The organism is Kitasatospora sp. NBC_00374, assembly GCF_041434935.1.
Lineage (GTDB): Bacteria > Actinomycetota > Actinomycetes > Streptomycetales > Streptomycetaceae > Kitasatospora.
Window position 1 is genome coordinate 6,424,355 of the sequence record NZ_CP107964.1, and the last position, 17,140, is coordinate 6,441,494.

General features: G+C 73.0%; 17 protein-coding genes. 8 read left to right on the top strand and 9 right to left on the bottom strand.

Features of this window, described 5'->3' with window-relative positions:
• Positions 1-151 precede the first annotated feature (151 nt).
• Positions 152-1,234 carry a sugar ABC transporter substrate-binding protein gene (locus OG871_RS28605; protein WP_371500641.1) on the bottom strand — a complete coding sequence of 361 codons (1,083 nt, stop codon included), beginning with the start codon at positions 1,232-1,234 and terminating at the stop codon, positions 152-154.
• A gap of 326 nt (positions 1,235-1,560) precedes the next feature.
• Positions 1,561-2,511, bottom strand: a complete 951-nt coding sequence (locus tag OG871_RS28610; protein WP_371500643.1) for an EamA family transporter — start codon at positions 2,509-2,511, stop codon at positions 1,561-1,563.
• Positions 2,512-2,722: 211 nt separating this feature from the next.
• On the opposite strand from OG871_RS28610, the gene OG871_RS28615 reads away from it, so the two are divergent.
• Complete coding sequence (locus tag OG871_RS28615; RefSeq protein ID WP_371500644.1) at positions 2,723-4,174, top strand: lipase maturation factor family protein; 1,452 nt, start codon at positions 2,723-2,725, stop codon at positions 4,172-4,174.
• 185 nt (positions 4,175-4,359) lie between these two features.
• Positions 4,360-6,162, top strand: a complete 1,803-nt coding sequence (locus OG871_RS28620) for a hypothetical protein (RefSeq protein ID WP_371500646.1) — start codon at positions 4,360-4,362, stop codon at positions 6,160-6,162.
• Positions 6,163-6,240: 78 nt separating this feature from the next.
• On the opposite strand, the gene OG871_RS28625 is transcribed toward OG871_RS28620, so the two are convergent.
• Positions 6,241-6,666: a nucleoside deaminase gene (locus OG871_RS28625; RefSeq protein ID WP_371503455.1), complete on the bottom strand. Its 426-nt coding sequence runs from the start codon at positions 6,664-6,666 to the stop codon at positions 6,241-6,243.
• Positions 6,667-6,801: 135 nt separating this feature from the next.
• Complete coding sequence (locus tag OG871_RS28630; RefSeq protein WP_371500648.1) at positions 6,802-7,833, bottom strand: MBL fold metallo-hydrolase; 1,032 nt, start codon at positions 7,831-7,833, stop codon at positions 6,802-6,804.
• 135 nt (positions 7,834-7,968) lie between these two features.
• Between OG871_RS28630 and OG871_RS28635 the strand changes: the two genes are divergently transcribed.
• The 3 genes from OG871_RS28635 (at position 7,969) to OG871_RS28645 (ending at position 11,540) form a co-directional block, all read left to right on the top strand.
• Positions 7,969-8,787: an EI24 domain-containing protein gene (locus OG871_RS28635; RefSeq protein WP_371500650.1), complete on the top strand. Its 819-nt coding sequence runs from the start codon at positions 7,969-7,971 to the stop codon at positions 8,785-8,787.
• Between the two features lie 105 nt (positions 8,788-8,892).
• Positions 8,893-10,140 (top strand): cytochrome P450, encoded by a 1,248-nt coding sequence (locus OG871_RS28640; protein ID WP_371500652.1) that lies wholly within the window; start codon positions 8,893-8,895, stop codon positions 10,138-10,140.
• A gap of 113 nt (positions 10,141-10,253) precedes the next feature.
• A complete protein-coding gene (locus OG871_RS28645) occupies positions 10,254-11,540 on the top strand; it encodes an ATP-binding protein (protein WP_371500653.1) in 1,287 nt (428 codons plus the stop codon).
• A gap of 43 nt (positions 11,541-11,583) precedes the next feature.
• Here the strand turns inward: OG871_RS28645 and OG871_RS28650 are convergent, their stop codons facing one another.
• Positions 11,584-11,844, bottom strand: coding sequence for a Prokaryotic metallothionein (locus OG871_RS28650; protein WP_371500655.1), 261 nt, complete (start codon positions 11,842-11,844; stop codon positions 11,584-11,586).
• Positions 11,845-11,998: 154 nt separating this feature from the next.
• Here OG871_RS28650 and OG871_RS28655 point away from each other — a divergent pair, with 154 nt between their 5' ends.
• Positions 11,999-12,304: an antibiotic biosynthesis monooxygenase gene (locus OG871_RS28655; RefSeq protein WP_371500657.1), complete on the top strand. Its 306-nt coding sequence runs from the start codon at positions 11,999-12,001 to the stop codon at positions 12,302-12,304.
• Positions 12,305-12,322: 18 nt separating this feature from the next.
• On the opposite strand, the gene OG871_RS28660 is transcribed toward OG871_RS28655, so the two are convergent.
• On the bottom strand, positions 12,323-12,493 hold the full coding sequence (locus OG871_RS28660; protein WP_371503456.1) for an Lrp/AsnC ligand binding domain-containing protein: 171 nt from the start codon (positions 12,491-12,493) through the stop codon (positions 12,323-12,325).
• A gap of 138 nt (positions 12,494-12,631) precedes the next feature.
• Complete coding sequence (locus OG871_RS28665) at positions 12,632-13,216, bottom strand: HdeD family acid-resistance protein (RefSeq protein WP_371500658.1); 585 nt, start codon at positions 13,214-13,216, stop codon at positions 12,632-12,634.
• Positions 13,217-13,391: 175 nt separating this feature from the next.
• On the opposite strand from OG871_RS28665, the gene OG871_RS28670 reads away from it, so the two are divergent.
• Together OG871_RS28670 and OG871_RS28675 are read left to right on the top strand one after the other, a co-directional pair.
• Positions 13,392-14,219, top strand: a complete 828-nt coding sequence (locus OG871_RS28670) for an NAD-binding protein (RefSeq protein WP_371500660.1) — start codon at positions 13,392-13,394, stop codon at positions 14,217-14,219.
• Complete coding sequence (locus tag OG871_RS28675; protein WP_371500662.1) at positions 14,165-15,181, top strand: NAD-binding protein; 1,017 nt, start codon at positions 14,165-14,167, stop codon at positions 15,179-15,181. The genes OG871_RS28670 and OG871_RS28675 overlap by 55 nt, the downstream gene beginning before the upstream one ends.
• Positions 15,182-15,210: 29 nt before the next feature.
• On the opposite strand, the gene OG871_RS28680 is transcribed toward OG871_RS28675, so the two are convergent.
• The gene (locus OG871_RS28680; protein ID WP_371500664.1) at positions 15,211-15,987 is read right to left on the bottom strand and encodes an enoyl-CoA hydratase; all 777 of its coding nucleotides are present in this window, start codon (positions 15,985-15,987) and stop codon (positions 15,211-15,213) included.
• Between the two features lie 118 nt (positions 15,988-16,105).
• Entirely contained in the window at positions 16,106-17,134 is a 1,029-nt protein-coding gene (locus OG871_RS28685) for an enoyl-CoA hydratase/isomerase family protein (RefSeq protein ID WP_371500666.1), read from the bottom strand.
• Positions 17,135-17,140 lie beyond the last annotated feature (6 nt).

The window sequence follows — 17,140 nt, forward strand, 5'->3', positions numbered from 1 at the left end:
CTCCAGCTCGCCCAGCCGCTGCTGGCGCCGGGCTGGGCTGGTGCTGGGGGAGGAACCGTCGCAGGCCGCGCCGGTGGCCGCGGTGGCGGTCCTGGCGTGCATCGTGGCGACGCAGCGGGCCCGGGGCTGAGCCCCGGGCACCGCCCGGCCGCTACTGGATGTTCGCGGCCTTGCAGGCCGCGGCGCGCGGCCCGTCGCAGATCTGGGCGGCCGTGTACAGGCCGCCGGCGATGATGGTGTCGTTGATCCGCGGCTTGGTGACCACGATCGGGCTGAGCAGCATGGACGGGATCTGGGCGCCGTTGCTGTCGGTGATGGCGGTCGCGATCGAGGTCACGTCCAGACCCTTGACCAGGTAGACCGCGATGTTGGCGGCGGCGTCCGTCTCCGGGCGGAAGGGCTTGAAGATGGTGAAGGCCTGCTCGCCGGTGAGCACCCGCTGCACGGCGTCCAGCGAGGCGTCCTGGCCGCCGACCGGGACGTTGTCGATGCCGGCCTTCTTCAGCGTCTCGATGATGGACGCGGCCATGCCGTCGTTGGCGGAGTAGACGGCCTGGAAGCCGTTCTTGCCGAGCTTGCCGATGGCCTCGGTCATCTTCTGGGCGGCCACCTCGGGCTTCCACTCGCCGGACTGCTCGTAGGCGATGCCCTTGACCTTGCCGTCCAGCGTCTTGTGGGCGCCGAGCTTGAAGTCGGCGGCGTTCGGGTCGCTCTCGGCGCCGTTGACCATGACGACCTGGGCGTTGCCGGCCTTGGGCCCGAGCGCCTCCAGCAGGGCCTGGCCCTGGAGCTCGCCCGTGCGGCGGTTGTCGAAGGAGACGTAGGCGGCCACGTTGCCGGCGGCGAGCCGGTCGTACGCGACGACCTTGGCGCCCTTCTTGTTGGCCTCCTCCACCCACGGTGCCGTCGCCTTGGCGTTGACCGCGTCGAGCAGGATCACCTTGACGCCGCGGGCCAGCATGTCCTCGAACTGCTGCTTCTGGTTGCCCTCGTCGCCGTCGGCGTTGGCGTAGTCGATGGTGCACTTGGTGCACAGTCCGGCGACCGAGGCCTCGATCAGCGGCTTGTCGAAGCTCTCGTAGCGCGTCGAGGAAGCCCGCTCGGGCAGGAGCAGACCGATGGTCTTGTTGCTGGGCGCGGACGACGAGGGGTCGTTCAGGCCACAGGCGGCGAGCGACAGCGTCATCGACACAGCGGCCGTACCGACGAGCAGGCGACGCGTCATTGCGTTCATGGTGGGTGGTGCCTCCCTGACAGCGCCGCAGCCTCGCGGCGAGTGAAGGGGAGTCAAGCGGGCGCTCCGATGTGACGTCAATAATTAAAGCATCCTGCTTACAATGTCGACCAAGTCGTTACCTTCTTGAATGATCATTTGATGTGACCCGCGTAGAGTCCGAGGCTCGGTCGAGGTTGTGGTCGACTTCTCAACATGGCGGCCCAACTCCCGTCAGGCGGAGGCGAACCCGGCCCGCGCGGACGCCGGAGCCGCGGACGGCCGGGGCCTGCCCGGCGGCTGCGCCCCGGCCGTCCGGCCGATTCCGTTCGTCCACCATCGTTCGGCTACCGTTCGGCGCGGACCACCAGGAAGACCCCGCTCACCACGATCGCGCCGCCGAGCAGCACCGGCCAGGTCAGCGGCTCCGCCAGGACCAGCCAGCCCAGCACCACCGCCACCACCGGGTTGACGTACGCGTACGTCGCGACCAGGGACAGCGGAGCCCGCTGCAGCAGCCAGGCGTACGCGGTGAAGGCGATCAGCGAGCCGAAGCTGCACAGGTACGCCAGGGCGAGCCAGGAGCGGGTCGACACGGCCGCCAGCTCGAAGTGCTGCGGTTCACCGCGGAGCACGGCGAGCAGCAGGGCCCCGACACCGGCGGCGAACATCTCGTACACGCTGGCGGCCATCGGGTTGGCGGGCATCTCCAGCTTCCCGGCGAGGAAGGAGCCGAAGGCCCAGATCAGCGCGGCCAGCACCACCGAGAGCAGGCCGCTGAGCCTGACCTCCCCGCTCAGGCCCGGTGAGGTCAGCACCGCCAGGCCGACCAGGCCGAGCAGCACGCCGGCCAGCGTGGCCAGCGGCGGGCGCCGGCCCGTGGACAGGTTCAGCAGCACCACCCACAGCGGCACGCTCGCCACCAGCAGCGCCGTCAGCCCGGACGGCACCGAACGCTCCGCCAGGACGACCAGCCCGTTGCCGCCCACCAGCAGCAGCAGCCCGACCACGACCGCCGAGCCAAGCTGGCGGCCGGTCACCCGGAGCGCGGCCGGGCCCTGACGCCAGAGCAGGAGCAGGGCCAGCAGCGGGGCCGCCGCGAAGAACCGGGCACTGGCCGACAGGAACGGCGGCATCGTCTCGACCGCCACCCGGATCGCCAGGTAGGTCGAGCCCCACACCACGTACACGATGCCCAGGGCCGCCCAGACCGCCCCGCCGAGGGCGGGCCGGGCCGGGGTGGGGGCGGGCCCGGGGGACGTGGCGTCCGCCGTCGCTCGCGGTGCCGAGGATGACATGTGTGACTCCTGATTTTGGTCCTGTTGGCGGTCTGTGCGGGTATGAGACCACATCCGGCGCCGCAGGTACACGGAGATAGGGCCGCACCCTGCCCGCCACCTCGGCCGACCGGATGAACGGCGGCCGCCGGAGGTGTGCCCGCCACCCGGGCGGCCCCGACCGGATGGTAGGGATGGAGCCCGTTCGAGGGGCGACCGAGGAGCGCACGGGGTGGAGTGGTTCGCGGCACCGGAGTACTGGCTCGCCCGGGAGGTCTTCCAGCGCCTGCTGGCCGCCGTCTACCTGACCGCCTTCGTCGCGGCCGCCAACCAGTTCCGCGCGCTGATCGGCGAGCGCGGGATGCTGCCGGTCCCCGAGTTCACCGCCCGCGTCCCGGCCCGGCACTCACCCAGCCTGTTCCACCTGCACTACTCGGACCGGGCCTTCGCCGCCGCCGCCCGGACGGGCGCCGCACTGTCGGCCGCCCTGCTCGCCGGCGTTGACGATCTGCTGCCGCTCTGGGCGGCCATGACCCTCTGGGGTGTGCTGTGGGTGCTCTACCTGTCGATCGTCAACGTCGGCCAGACCTGGTACGCCTTCGGCTGGGAGTCCCTGCTGCTGGAGACCGGCTTCCTGGCCGCCTTCCTCGGCAACGACGAGGTCGCGCCGCCGGTGCTCGTGCTCTGGCTGCTGCGGTGGCTGCTGTTCCGGGTCGAGTTCGGCGCCGGACTGATCAAATGGCGCGGCGACCGCTGCTGGCGCGACCTCACCTGCCTCTACTACCACCACGAGACCCAGCCGATGCCCGGCCCGCTCAGCTGGTTCTTCCACCACCTGCCCCGCCCGCTGCACCGCGTCGAGGTCGCGGCCAACCACCTGGTGCAGCTCGTGGTGCCGTTCGGGCTCTTCCTGCCCCAGCCGGCCGCGACGGCCGCCGCCGCGCTGATCGCCGTCACCCAGCTCTGGCTGGTGCTCTCCGGCAACTTCGCCTGGCTGAACTGGCTCACCATCGCCCTCGCCGTCTCGGCGGTCGACGCCGACCGGCTGCCGTTCCCGCTCCCGGACCCGCCCGCCCGCCCCGCCGGACCGCTCTGGTACCAGGCCCTCGTGATCGCCCTCACCGCCCTGATCGCCGCACTCAGCTACTGGCCCGCCCGCAACCTGCTCTCGCACCACCAGCAGATGAACCGCTCCTTCAACCGGATCCACCTGGTCAACGCGTACGGCGCCTTCGGGACCGTCGGACGGCTGCGCCACGAGGTCGTGGTCGAGGGCACCGACGACCCCGCCGTCACCGACCGCACCACCTGGCACGAGTACGGCTTCAAGGGCAAGCCCGGCGCCGTCGGCCGGATACCGCGTCAGTTCGCCCCCTACCACCTGCGGCTCGACTGGCTGATGTGGTTCGCCGCCATCACCCCCTCGTACGCCAGGCCCTGGTTCGGCTCGTTCGTGGCCCGACTGTTGGTCAACGACCCGGACACCCTGGCCCTGCTGCGCCACAACCCCTTCCCGTCCGCCCCGCCGACCTTCGTCCGGGCACGCCTGTACCGCTACCGCTTCACCTCCTGGAGCGAACTGCGGGCCACCGGCGCCTGGTGGCACCGCACACCGGTGCACGACTACCTCCGCCCGTCGACCCGTCACGACCTCGCCCACCTGCTGCCCCCGCAGCGCCGCTGAGCGGTATACGACGTGATGCGTAGAGCGATACCGCGGCGGCGCGGCGAGTTGTACGGGCCCCGGTGCGTGCGTGCCTCGAACGCTCACCCGTATCCTGGGCCTCCGCGCCGTCCGAGCCGGGCTGCTCGCGACGCCCCGACCGCTGAAACCTTCCCCGCCAGCCTCCCGCCAGAACCGGACCTGCCATGACAGTGCGCTTTCTGAACGACGCCGACGCCACGGTGCCGGCCCCAGCGGAAACCCCGGACGGCGAAGGCCGCCGGAGCACCCGCGAGGAGCTCGGCCGGTACGCCGAACAGGGCGGCTTCACCCTGACCACCGAGACCCATCCCTGGATCGAGGCCGCCGACCACGTCACCGACCCCGAGGACGCCCGCGCCGCCACCACGGTGCTGGCCGAACTGCGCAACGGTGACATCCGCGCCGTCGGCGCGGCGGTCACCGGGCTGGCGGCCAAGGCCGGGCTCAACGTCCCGGAGACCCTGCACGGGCTCAACCTGCTGCTCGACGTCTTCCAGCGGGTCCAGCGCGCCTCCGGCACGCTCCGCGCCGACGTGTACGAGGCCGACCTCGAGTCGCTGATCGCCGCCACCGCGGACGGCCGCTGGCGCAAGCAGCGGGGCGTCAAGCTCTCGCTCGGACAGCGCTGGACGCTCCGCTCGCAGGCCAAGAGCCTCACGGTCGGCGGTCGCACCAGCCGCGCCGACCTGCACGCCGCCCTGACGGCCGCCGCCGAGGCCCGTACCGACTGGGTGGCCCTGGCCGACGACGACACCGCCGCCCGGCCGGTCGTCCCGGTCGGCGGCACCCTGATCGCCGAGACCGCGCAGGCCGTCGAGTCGCTCGGCACCGCCGTCCGCTCGCTGGGCCGCCTCCTGCCGGAGCGCGACCTGGAGGCCCTGCCCCTGGGCGAACTCGCCGACCTGGTCGACCGCCTGGCCGCCGACGAGGGCACCCTCTACCGGCTGCCCGCCTTGCACGCCGCGCGCGAGGAACTCGCCGAGGCCGGGCTCGAAACCCTGCTGACCGAGCTGGCCGAGCGTCAGGCGGACCGGGACGCGGCACTCGCCGCGTACGACCGCCAGGTCGGCGCGGAGGCCGACGTCGAGGCCGAGGAGCAGGCCGCCCGGCAGGCGCTCGCGGCCGGGCCGCGGGGGGAGGAGCCGACTGCGGCGGTCGAGGCGGAGACGGAGGTCGAGGCCGTCGAGGCGGTGGCCGAGCCTGCCGTCGAGCCGGTCGCCGTCGAGGAGCCGGTGGTCGAGGCCGAGGCCGAGCCGGTGGCCGAGGTCGTCGTCGAGGAGGCCCCCGCCGAGGAGCCCGTCGTCGAGCCGGTGGTCGAGGCCGAGGTTGTCGCCGAGCCGGTCGCCGTCGAGGCGGAGCCCGAGCCGGTCGTCGAGGCCGAGCCCGACGTCGAGCCCGTGGCCGACGTCGAGCCCGTGGCCGTCGAGGAGCCCGTTGTCGCCGAGCCGGTCGTCGAGGCCGAGCCCGTGGTCGAGCCGGTCGCCGTCGAGGCGGAGCCCGAGCCGGTGGTCGAGGTCGAGCCCGAGGTCGAGCCCGTGGCCGTCGAGGAGCCCGTCGTCGTCGAGGCCGAGCCCGTGGTCGAGCCGGTCGCCGTCGAGGCGGAGCCCGAGCCGGTCGTCGAGCCCGAGCCCGAGCCCGAGGTCGAGCCCGTGGCCGTCGAGGAGCCCGTCGTCGTGGAGCCGGCCGTCGAGCCTGAGCCCGTTGTCGCCGAGGAGCCCGTCGAGGAGCCCGCCGAGGCGCCGAAGAAGGCCCGTCGGCCGAAGAAGCCGGAGCTGACCGCCGGTCGGCCCGTCACCGCCTACACGCCCGCCGAGCTGACCTCGCTGGTGCGCTGGATCGACAGTGACGGTGTCGAGCGGTCCGAGGACGAGCTGCTGCGTGCCGCGATGAAGGAGCTGGGCTTCGCCCGGCTCGGGCCCCGGATCAAGGAGGCGCTCGGCGCCGCCGTCACCGAGGCCCGCGGCTGACGGCAGCCGCCGTTGCCCGACCGTGCCCGCCCGAGCGATCGCCGCTCGGGCGGGCACGTCGTCCGTGGCGGGCTTCCGTCACTCCCCGATGTCCTCGAACCACAGCTCCGGCCGTGCCGCGATGAATCCGGTCATCAGCCGGACGCACTCGGGGTCGTCCAGCACCGTGATGCCGACCCCGTGCTCGGCCAGCCACGCGTGGCCGCCCTCGAAGGTGCTCGCCTCGCCGATCACCACCCGGCCGATCCCGAACTGCCGTACCAGGCCCGAGCAGTACCAGCAGGGCGACAGCGTGGTGACCATCACCGTGCGTCCGTAGCCGCGGAGCCGCCCGGCCGCGCGGAAGGCCGCGGTCTCGGCGTGCATGGACGGATCCCCGTCCTGGACACGGCGGTTGTGCCCGCGTCCGAGCAGTTCGCCGTCGGCGCCGAACAGCGCGGCACCGATCGGGATCCCGCCCTCGGCCAGCCCGGTCCTGGCCTCCTCGACCGCCACCGCCAGCATCCGTTCGACGTCCACCGCGACCAACCACCGCTCTCCGCTCGCCGACCCGGCCCCTCATCATCGGGTACGCCTCCGGGCCGGGACAGTGTGCCGCTCCGCCGGCCGGGACGGCCGTGGGTCCCCGGCCGGCCCCGGCTACCGTCCGAAGCGCAGCGGTGCCAGGTGCTCGGGAGTGACGATCCGGGTGCCGGGCGCCGCGTGGCGGACCTCCGCGACCAGGCCGGCCAGGTCCATGGCCGGATCCTGGACCGCCGGGTCGGCCAGCGGGATCTCGAAGTTGTCCCAGTGGACCGGAACCACCGTCCGCGGGTTGCCGAGGGCCCGCAGCAGCCGCGGCACGTACCGGTGGGTGGCCTTGCTGCTCGGTACGGCGATCATCGCGACATCGGGCCGCAGCCCGGACAGGTTGCGCTCGACGAAGTCGCTCGCGCCCATCAGGAATGCTGCCGGTCCGTCCCCGAAGCGGATCTGGAAGGCGAGGGTGTCGCCCTCCGGCAGGTCCGCGATGGTGGCCGGCCGGGTGGCCGGCGGGGCCGTGAGGGTGCCGGGTGCGAAGTACCGGTACGAGGCGTTGCGGCTGTGCAGGCTCGCCACCACCTCCACCGTGCAGTAGCCGAAGTCGAGCACCTCGCCGCCCTTGACGACGACGAGCCGGCCCGGGTCCACGCCCATCGCCTGCAGCAGGTGGCAGGTGGTCTGGGTGGCGACGATCGGCGCGGCGCCGGTGGTGGCGAGGTACGGCACGTCGCTGACGTGGTCCCAGTGGCTGTGGCTGACCAGGATCAGGTCGGGCCGGCCCGCGTGCTCGGTCACCAGGTCGGGCCGGACCGACAGCTCCGTCCTCGGGTTGAACGCGCCCTTCGCCAGGCCGGTGTCGAAGCGGGTGATGTACGGGTCGAAGAGGACGTTCTTCCCGCCGGACTCCATCCGCCAGCCGGACGTGCCGAGCCAGCGGAAGACCGGGTCGCCCGTCGGCGGCGTGGCTGTCGGGCTGGCTGTCGGGCTGGCTGTCGGCGTGGGCTCGGCGGCCTCCGCCGTCCCGCCGAGCGCGCCCATCACCGGCAGGACGGCCGCCCCCGCGACGGCCGTCCGCAGGAATCCGCGGCGTCCCACCGGGTTCCCGGCCGGCTCTCCGTCCGTGTCGTCGATCGTCTTTCGATCCGTCATGTCTCCCCAGCCGTGGTCGGGTTCGGATACGCACGCCCGTTCGGGCGCGCAGCGGAGGAGACTGCCGACGAGGCCGCTCCGGTTCCCGCGGCCCCGCCCCGGATCGGGTCGGCGCGGGCCCCGTAGGCTGCGGGTATGCGAGATTTTGCGGCGGGGGTCGGCTATCTGTTCAAGGGGCAGCGCTGGGTGGTGCGGCACGGGCGGTGGTGGGGTTTCGGGATGATTCCCGCCCTGATCACGCTGGTCGGCTACGTGGCGGCGCTGACCGCGCTGGTGGTCTGGTCGGGCGATCTCGCGGACTGGGCGACGCCGTTCGCCGACCACTGGGCCTCGCCGTGGCAAGGGCTGCTGCGCGGGCTGGTGGTGGCGGTGGTGGTGGCGGCCAGCGGGCTGCTGTCGCTGGTGACGTTCACCGCGGCCACCCTGCTGGTCGGGCAGCCGTTCTACGAGTCGCTGTGCGAGAAGGTGGACGAGAGCGAGGGCGGCGCCCCGCCGGCGCCCGAGGTGTCGCTCTGGCGCGAGCTGCTGGTCTCCGCGCGGGACAGCGTCCAGGTGCTGCTGCGGGTGGTCGGCTTCGGTGTACTGCTCTTCGCCGCCGGATTCGTGCCGCTGGTCGGCCAGACCGTGGTGCCGGTGCTCGGCGTCTGCGTGTCCGGCTACTACCTGACGGCCGAGCTGTCGGCGGTGGCCCTGCAGCGCCGGGGGATACCGCAGCGCGAGCGGCTGCGGCTGCTGCGCGGCCGGATGCCGCTGACGCTGGGCTTCGGGGTGGGTGTGACGCTGCTCTTCCTGGTGCCGTTCGTGACGGTGCTGGCGATGCCGGGTGCGGTGGCCGGTGCGACCCTGCTGGGGCGCGACCTGGCACCGGTCGAGCCGGACGAGTTGGTCGAGCCGGACGCCGAGGAGCCGGCCGAGTCGGACGGGGACGTGCCGATCGACCTCTCCAAGGACTGACGCCGGGGAAATCCGGAAATGGCACAGGGAATTCATGGACGGCTATTCTTTCGAATTCCCTGTGCAATTTGACAGTGCGGCGGCCGGTGCACCATAAATTCCCTCATGACTGCACCGGTGCGCGCCGAGATCCAGCCCGGAATCGACCTGGCGGATCCGGGGTTCTGGCGGCTGCCCGACGCGGACCGGGCCGCGGCCTTCGCGCAGCTGCGCGCCCTGGACCGTCCGGCGGTCTTCACCGACCGCGCCACCGGCCGCCGTTTCCACGCGCTCGTCCGGCACGCCGACGTGGTGGCGGCGAGCCGGACGCCCGAGGTGTTCCTCAGCGGCCCCGGCGTCACCACCCCCGAGCCGGCCCGCTGGGTACGCGCCCTGTTCGGCGACTCGATGGTCAACCTGGACGACCCCCGCCACGCCGATCTGCGGCGGATCGTCTCCCGGGCGTTCACCCCGCGGCTGATCGCCCGGGTCGAGGAGGACATCCGGCGGGTGGCCGGACGGATCGTCGACGAGGTGGTCGAGAGCCGGCCGCAGGACTTCGTCACCGCGGTCGCCGCCGAGCTGCCGTACCAGGTGATCTGCACCATGATGGGCATCCCCGAGCGGCAGCGCCGGGAGATCCTCGCGCAGATCAACCACGCCTCCGAGAACACCGGCGTGGCCCGCAGCCGGATCCGCGTCCCCGGGCGCGGCCTGCGGGCGCTGGCCCGGATGCAGGCCGTGATCGCCGCGCTCGGCCGGGAGCGCCGACGGCATCCCGCCGACGACCTGATCTCGGCCCTGGTCACCGCCGACGTGGACGGCAAGCACCTCAGCTCCCGGGAGCTGGGCGCCTTCTTCTCGCTGCTGCTGGTGGCCGGGGTGGAGACGACCCGCAACGCACTCGCCCACGGCCTCCACCTGCTGACCGAGCACCCCGACCAACGCGCCCTGCTCGCCGAGGACTTCGACGCCCGGATCGGCGGCGCGGTGGAGGAGATCGTCCGGTACAGCACCCCGATCATCCAGTTCCGCCGCACCCTCGCCACCGACCACGTCCTGAACGGCACCCCGCTCGCCAAGGGCGACAAGGTGGTGCTGTTCTTCGGCTCGGCCAACCGCGACGAGGCCGTCTTCACCGACCCGGACGCCTTCGACATCACCCGCTCGCCCAACCCGCACCTGGGCTTCGGCGGCGGGGGCCCGCACTTCTGCCTCGGCGCCTACCTGGCCCGCCAGGAGATGAAGGTGCTCTACCAGGAGCTGTTCACCCGCCTCCCGGACATCCGCTCGGTGGGTTCGCCCGAGCTGATCCCGTCCAGCTTCGACAACCGGGTCAGGTCGCTGCGCTTCGGTTTCACACCCGCGGCCTGACCGGCCAGTCCCGCATCGTACGGTTCGGCCGGCCCGCTTGTCCGAACCGGAGTACACCGCCGCCGCTCCTCCCGCCCTACGGTTCCGGGAACGTACGAGGAGAGGCGGCCGCGGTGCACCGTTCCGTTCACGACTGGCTCATTCACGACTACCGGGAGGACGACCTGGCGGCGGTCGTGCACCTCATCGACACCACGGCCGAGCTGGGCCAGGAGTCGGTGTTCTCGCTGGCGGAGTGCATCACCGCGCTCACCTCCCGCCAGCCCGCCGTGGTCGCCGTCAGCCAGGGGGTCCCGATCGGCACCGCGCTGGCCCACCTGGCCGGCGACCGGGCCTGGGTGATGCGGATCGCGATCTCCCCGCTCTGGCGCGGCCGGGGCCTGGCCAGCGCGCTGCTGCGCGAGCTGGAACGGCGGCTGGTCGCCCGGCGGGTGCGCCGGATCGCGTACGTGCTGCCGGAGGAGGAGCTGCTCGGCGAGGGCCTGCGCAACGCCGGCTACACCCGGCGCCCGGCGGTCGCGTACTTCGAGAAGGCCGAGCCCGCGGCCGGGCCGGCCGCCAACCTGCTGGAGGAGCTCGGCGGGCGGCTGCTCCCGGGCGACCTGTGGGACAAGGTGGCCGGCATGGAGACGGAGAAGAACCTGATCGAGCGCCGGGTGGTGCTCCCGCTGGCCGAGCCGGAGCGGGCCGCCCGGCACGGGGTCCGGCCGCCGCGGGCGATCGCGCTGTTCGGCCCGCCGGGCACCGGCAAGACCACCTTCGCCCGGGCCGTCGCCTCCCGCCTCGGCTGGCCGTTCGTCGAACTGCTGCCCTCCCGGCTGGCGGACGAGGGCAACCTCGCAGCCGCCCTGCGGACCGCGTTCGCCCGGATCGCGCGGCTGGAGCGGGTGCTGGTCTTCATCGACGAGGTGGAGGAGATCGCCCCGACCCGCGCCGAGGGCGCGGTGGGCGGGATGCACGGGGTCACCAACGAGCTGCTCAAGCTGATCCCGGGCTTCCGCGAGGGCGAGGAGCGGCTGCTGGTCTGCGCGACCAACTCGATCCGCTCGCTGGACTCCGCCTTCCTGCGCCCGGGCCGCTTCGACTACCTGATCCCGATCGGCACCCCCGACCCCGAGGCCAGGGCCGCCATCTGGTCCCGGTACGCGGTGACCAGGACCGACGTCGACCTGGAGGTACTGGTGAGGCGGACCGAGCTGTTCACCCCCGCCGACATCGAGCACGCCGCCCGGATCGCCGCCCAGGCCGCCTTCGAACGGGACCTCGGCGAGATCGGCAGCCGGCCGGCCGGGGCGACCACCGAGGACTACCTGGCGGCGATCGCCCAGTGCCGGCCGACGGTGACCCCCGCGATGGTCGAGGAGTTCACCGCCGACATCGGCTCGCACGCCCGGGTCTGACCCCGGGCCCGCGGCTTCCGGGGGCGGGACGGGGCCGGGTGCCTCAGGCCCCGGGGTGGGCGCCGACCGCGTCCCGGATCTGCTCGCCGAGGCCGCCGTCCCTCCGGGCGCAGTTGGCGCAGCAGAAGAACCTGCCGGAGACCTCGACCCCGTGGCCGACGATCCGTACCTCGCAGTACTCGCAGCGCGGGGCGAGCTTCTCCATCGCGCACTCGAAGCTGTCGAAGGTGTAGGTGTCCCCGCTCACCGTCTTGATCTCGAAAGCCAGCCAGTAGTCGTTCTTGCACACCACACAGACCGCCATGACCGCGACTTCCTCTCCACCGCTCCGGCCCGGCCGCCTGCCGGCCGGTACGTAACGAGTCTTCGGCCGGCCGCCGCACCCGGCAAATCGACCGGACGCACGGCGGGTACTGACCGATACTGGGGGGAGGGGGGCGCCAGGCCGAGGAGGCCCGATGATCGTCCGAATCTGGGAGGCGCACGTCGCGCCCGACCACGCCGACGACTTCTGCGCCCGGCTGATAGAGGAGGCCCTGCCGCAGATCGTGCGCACCGAGGGCTGCCTGGGTGGTGAGCTGCTGAACGCCGTGGGCGAGGAGGACCACCGGGTCCTGATGATCACCCGCTGGCGGGACGAGGCCGCGCTGCTCGCCCACGCCGGACCGATGTGGCGGATCAGGCCGGTCTGGGCCGAGGGGCAGCTGAACTTCCTGGAGCACCCGCCCAAGGTCTCCCACTACCAGCCGCTCTCCGAGGAGTGAGCCGCCGGGCCGGCCGGGTCAGGGCCGGATCTCCGGGAACCCCCGGTCGGCCTTCACCTGCTTCATGGTCAGGTGCGACTTGACCTGGGCGATCCCCGGCAGCCCCGAGAGCACGTCGGTGATGAACCGCTCGTACGCCGAGATGTCGGCGACCGCGATCCGCAGCAGATAGTCCGGATCGCCGAACAGCCGTCGCGGCCGGCCGGCTCGGGGCCTCGGTCGGCGGGACCCCGACGGCGGCCCGCCGGCTCTCGGCCGTCTCCGCGGTGCTGCTCCTGCTGGTCGCCGGGGTCACCGCGACCGCCTGACCGCCGGGGACGCCGGCGCTCAGGTGCCGGCCGACAGGTCCCTGGCCAGCCGCCGGATCCGAACCGCGGTGACGATCTCGACCAGGCCCAGCACGACCAGCCCGCAGCCCGCCAGAATGGCCAGCGCGGCGACCGAGTGGACCGGCCAGACCATCAGCAGCACGCCGGCCAGCGCGTTGAGCACCCCGCCGGAGATCTGCCAGCCGCGGGCCTGCATCCCCGGGTCGGAGCAGGCCGCCACCACCAGGGTGATACCGCGGAACAGCCAGCCGATGCCGATCCAGATGCCCAGCAGGGCCAGCGACTGCACCGCGCTGCGGAAGCAGAGCAGCCCGAGCAGCACGCACAGCGCGCCGCTGACGAAGGCCATCACCCGCAGCGCGGTCTCCCGGTGGGTACCGAACGCGGCGACCAGCTGGAAGACGCCGATCATCACCAGGTAGATCCCGAACAGCACCCCCACCACCCACAGGGTCTGCTCGGGCCAGACGAAGACGATCACCCCGAGCGCCAGCGAGACCAGCCCGGCGGCCAGCACCACCTGCCAGGCCGCACGGGCCAGCCGCTGCAACGGGCCGTCGGGCGGGGTGTACGGGGTGTCCATGGCGGAGCTCCTGACGCGGGGAAGGGCGGCGGACCCTCCCACTCTCCGCCGCCGGTGAGCGGCCCCGCGCGCGCCGCTCGACCGTTCGGATGATCCGTCAGGTCGACGGATGATTGCCCGTCAGTCACCTTCCGTCCAGCCGTTGACCCGTTCGGGCGACATAGGATCGGACGTTATGACGGAGGAAGGGCAGGGGGACCCTGGGGCCGTGCCGGCGGCCGGGCACTATGTCGTCTGCGGCGGCAACGCACTCGCGCACCGGCTGATCGTCGAGCTGATCGAGCACTACGAGGTGCCGGTGGTCGCCGTGGTGCCGGACCGCTCCCGCGACCACGGGCCGCGGATCGAGCAGCTCGCCGGTGTCGCCGCGGTCCTGGAGTACAGCACCGTCACCGCGGAGGCGCTGCGCGCGGCCGGGGTGGACGGCGCGCGCGGGATCGCGCTGATGGACGGCACCGACCAGGAGAACATCCACGCCGCGCTGACCGCGCAGGGCCGCAACCCCGGCATCCGGATCGTGCTGCGGATGTTCAACCAGCGGCTCGGCGAGCACATCGAGAAGCTGCTGCCCAACTGCGCGGCGCTGTCCGGCTCGGCGACCGCCGCCCCGGCCTTCGCCAACGGCGCGCTGGACCGGCCCAACTCGGTACGGGTGGGGGACCGCTACCTCTACGTCGCGTACGGCGACGAGATCGACGGCAACCAGATCTGCCTGGTCGCCGACCGGATCGACCGGCAGGACCTGAACCGGCTCCGGCTGCTGCCGGACACCGGCGGCCGGGCGGCCGAATTCATCGCGCTGGCCAGCCGGCTGGGCTCCGAGGGGCCGATCGAGCTGGGGCCGGGAGCCGCGCCGCAGGCGGCCGAGGACCGCGGCGGGGTGGCCGTCCTGCAGGCGCTCACCAGCGAGCCGCCGGTGCGGATCCCCTGGTGGAAACGGACCCGCTGGTGGCTGCAGGACGTGCTGCGCTACTTCACCGGCGTCCGGCTCCGGCTGGGCTGACCACCGCGCTGGCGGCGGTGCTGCTCGGCGGCTGGGTGATCTGGTACTACAACGGCAGCATCGGCTGGGCGGCGTACCTCACGCTGCTGGACCTGGCCGGCGCGGCCCAGCCCGACCAGCCGGGCCCGGGAACCCCGGGCGGGCCGTGGGTGCGCCTCGCCCAGGTGGTGGTCACCTTCTGCGGCATCACCTTCGTCCCGGTGGCCACCGCCATCGTGGTCGACATGCTGGCCACCGGTCGGCGCGGACTGCCGAGGGCGCCGGGGTCCCGGACCAGGGGCCACGTGGTGGTGGTCGGCCTTGGCAACGTCGGCACCCGGGTGGCCGCCCTGGTGCACGAGACCGGCGTGCCGGTGGTCTGCATCGAACGCGATCCGCAGGCCCGCGGCATCGCGGCGGTCCGGGCGCTCGGCCTGCCGGTGCTGGTGGGGGACGCGCCGCTGGAGAGCCAGCTGCGGCGGGCCCGGGTCCAGTACAGCCGCGCCCTGGTCGCCGTCACCACCGACGACGCGGCCAATCTGGAGGCCGCCCTGGAGGCCCGTGCGGTCCGGCCCGAAGTGCGCATCGTGGTACGGCTGTTCGACGACGACTTCGCCCACCACGTGTACGCCACCCTGGGGAACGTGGCCTCGCGCTCGGTCTCCTACCTGTCCGCGCCGGCGTTCGCGGCCGCGCTGATGGGCCGTGAGGTGCTGGGCACGCTCTCGGTCTACCGGCATGTGCTGCTGATCGCCGAGCTGACGGCCGAGGAGGGCACCGGTCTGCTGGGCCGGGACACCCACGAGATCGAGGGTGCGGGCGGGGTCCGGGTGATCGCCGTCCGGCTGGCCCGGCGGCCCGGGGACCACCAGTGGAACTTCGCCGACCGGGCCCGGCGGCTCGAAACCGGCGACCGGATCGTGGTGGCCGCCACCAGGAGCGGACTGGCCCGGATCAACACCCTGGACAGCGGGGGGAGTTGATCCGGGCCGCCCGGTGGCTCAGCGGTGGCTCAGCGGTGGGTGAAGGACGGCGGACGCTTCTCGGCGAAGGCCGTCATGCCTTCCTTCTGGTCGGCGGTGGCGAAGGCGGCGTGGAACATCCGGCGCTCGAAGCGGACGCCCTCGGCGAGGGTGGTCTCGAAGGCCCGGTTGACGCTCTCCTTCATCATCACGGCGGCCGGGGTGGACATCGCGGCCACCGTCTCGGCGACGGCCATCGCCTCGGCGAGCAGGTCGTTCGCCGGGACGATCCGGGACACCAGGCCGGCCCGCTCGGCCTCCTCGGCGTCCATCATCCGGCCGGTCAGACACAGCTCCATCGCCTTGGCCTTGCCGACCGCGCGGGTCAGGCGCTGCGAGCCGCCGATGCCGGGGATGACACCGAGCTTGATCTCCGGCTGGCCGAACTTGGCCGTGTCGGCGGCCAGCAGGATGTCGCAGAGCATCGCCAACTCGCAGCCGCCGCCCAGCGCGTAGCCCGCCACCGCGGCGATCACCGGCTTGCGCAGCCGGCCCAGCTCGTCCCAGGGGCCCAGCCAGTCGTCCAGGTAGACGTCGGGGAAGCGGTTGTCCTGCATCTCCTTGATGTCGGCGCCGGCCGCGAAGGCCTTCTCCGAACCGGTGATCACCAGGGCGCCGATCTCCGGATCCCGGTCGAACGCCTTGGCGGCGGCCACCACCTCGTTCATCAGCTGGTTGTTGAGCGCGTTCAGCGCCTTCGGCCGGTTGAGCGTGATCAGCCCGACCCGGCCCTTGCGCTCCACCAGAATCGTCTCGTAGTCGGTCATCGTCGTTGACTCCCTCTGCGCTGTGACGCTTGCTGTGACGGCACTCGACGCGCCCTGCCCGTCCATACCTTCGCGGACGCACCGGGGGACGCGCCAGTCTCGACTGCTGAGACGGTGGTCACCCGATCCCGAGCGTGCCGTCGGGGGCGGCGGAGAAGTAGCGCGCCACGTCGGCGGCGGTGACCTCGGCCAGGGTGGCGGGCCGCCAGTGCGGGTCGCGGTCCTTGTCGACCACCTGGGCCCGGATGCCCTCGACCAGGTCGTGACTGTCCAGCGCGGCGCAGGAGATCCGGTACTCCTGCTCCAGCGTCTCGCCGAGCGTCCGGTGCCCGCGGGCCTGCCGCAGGGCCGCCAGCGTGACCTTGAGTGCGGTCGGGGACATGGCGTGGATCTGCTCGGCGGCCTCCTTGGCCTCCGGCACGCCGCTGTCCGCCAGGCGGTCGAGGATCTCCTCGACCGTGTCCGCCGCGTAGCAGTGGTCGATCCAGACGCGCTGCGCGGCCAGCTCGGAGGCGGGCGCGCCGCCCGCCCGGGCGGCGACCGCCTCGGCGGCGGGCCGCTCGGCCAGCTCGGCCAGCAGGGCGGGCAGCTGCGTGAGCGGCACATAGTGGTCGGCGAAGCCGCAGGTCAGCGCGTCCGCGGCGGTCATCGAGCCGGCCGTCAGGGCGATGTGGGTGCCCAGCTCACCGGGCGCGCGGGCCAGCAGCCGGCTGCCGCCGACGTCCGGCACCAGGCCGATCCTGGTCTCCGGCATCGCCACCGTGGAGCGCTCGGTGACGATCCGCAGACCGCCGTGCGCGGAGACGCCGACCCCGCCGCCCATGGTGATGCCGTCCATCACCGCGACGTACGGCTTGGGGTAACGGGAGATCAGCTCGTTCAGCAGGTACTCGTCCCGGAAGAACGCCCGGAAGCCGACCCCGCCGGCCTTGGCGTCGTCGTGCATCGCCCGGACGTCCGCGCCCGCGCACAGCCCGCGCTCCCCGGCGCCGGTCAGCACCACGGTGGCCACCGACGCGTCCGCGGCCCACTCGTCGAGCGCCGCGCGGACGGTACGGATCATCGCGTGGGTGAGCGAGTTGAGGGCCTTCGGCCGGTTCAGCGTGATGCGGCCGGCCAGGCCGTCCCGCTCGACGAGCACATCCATCGGGGT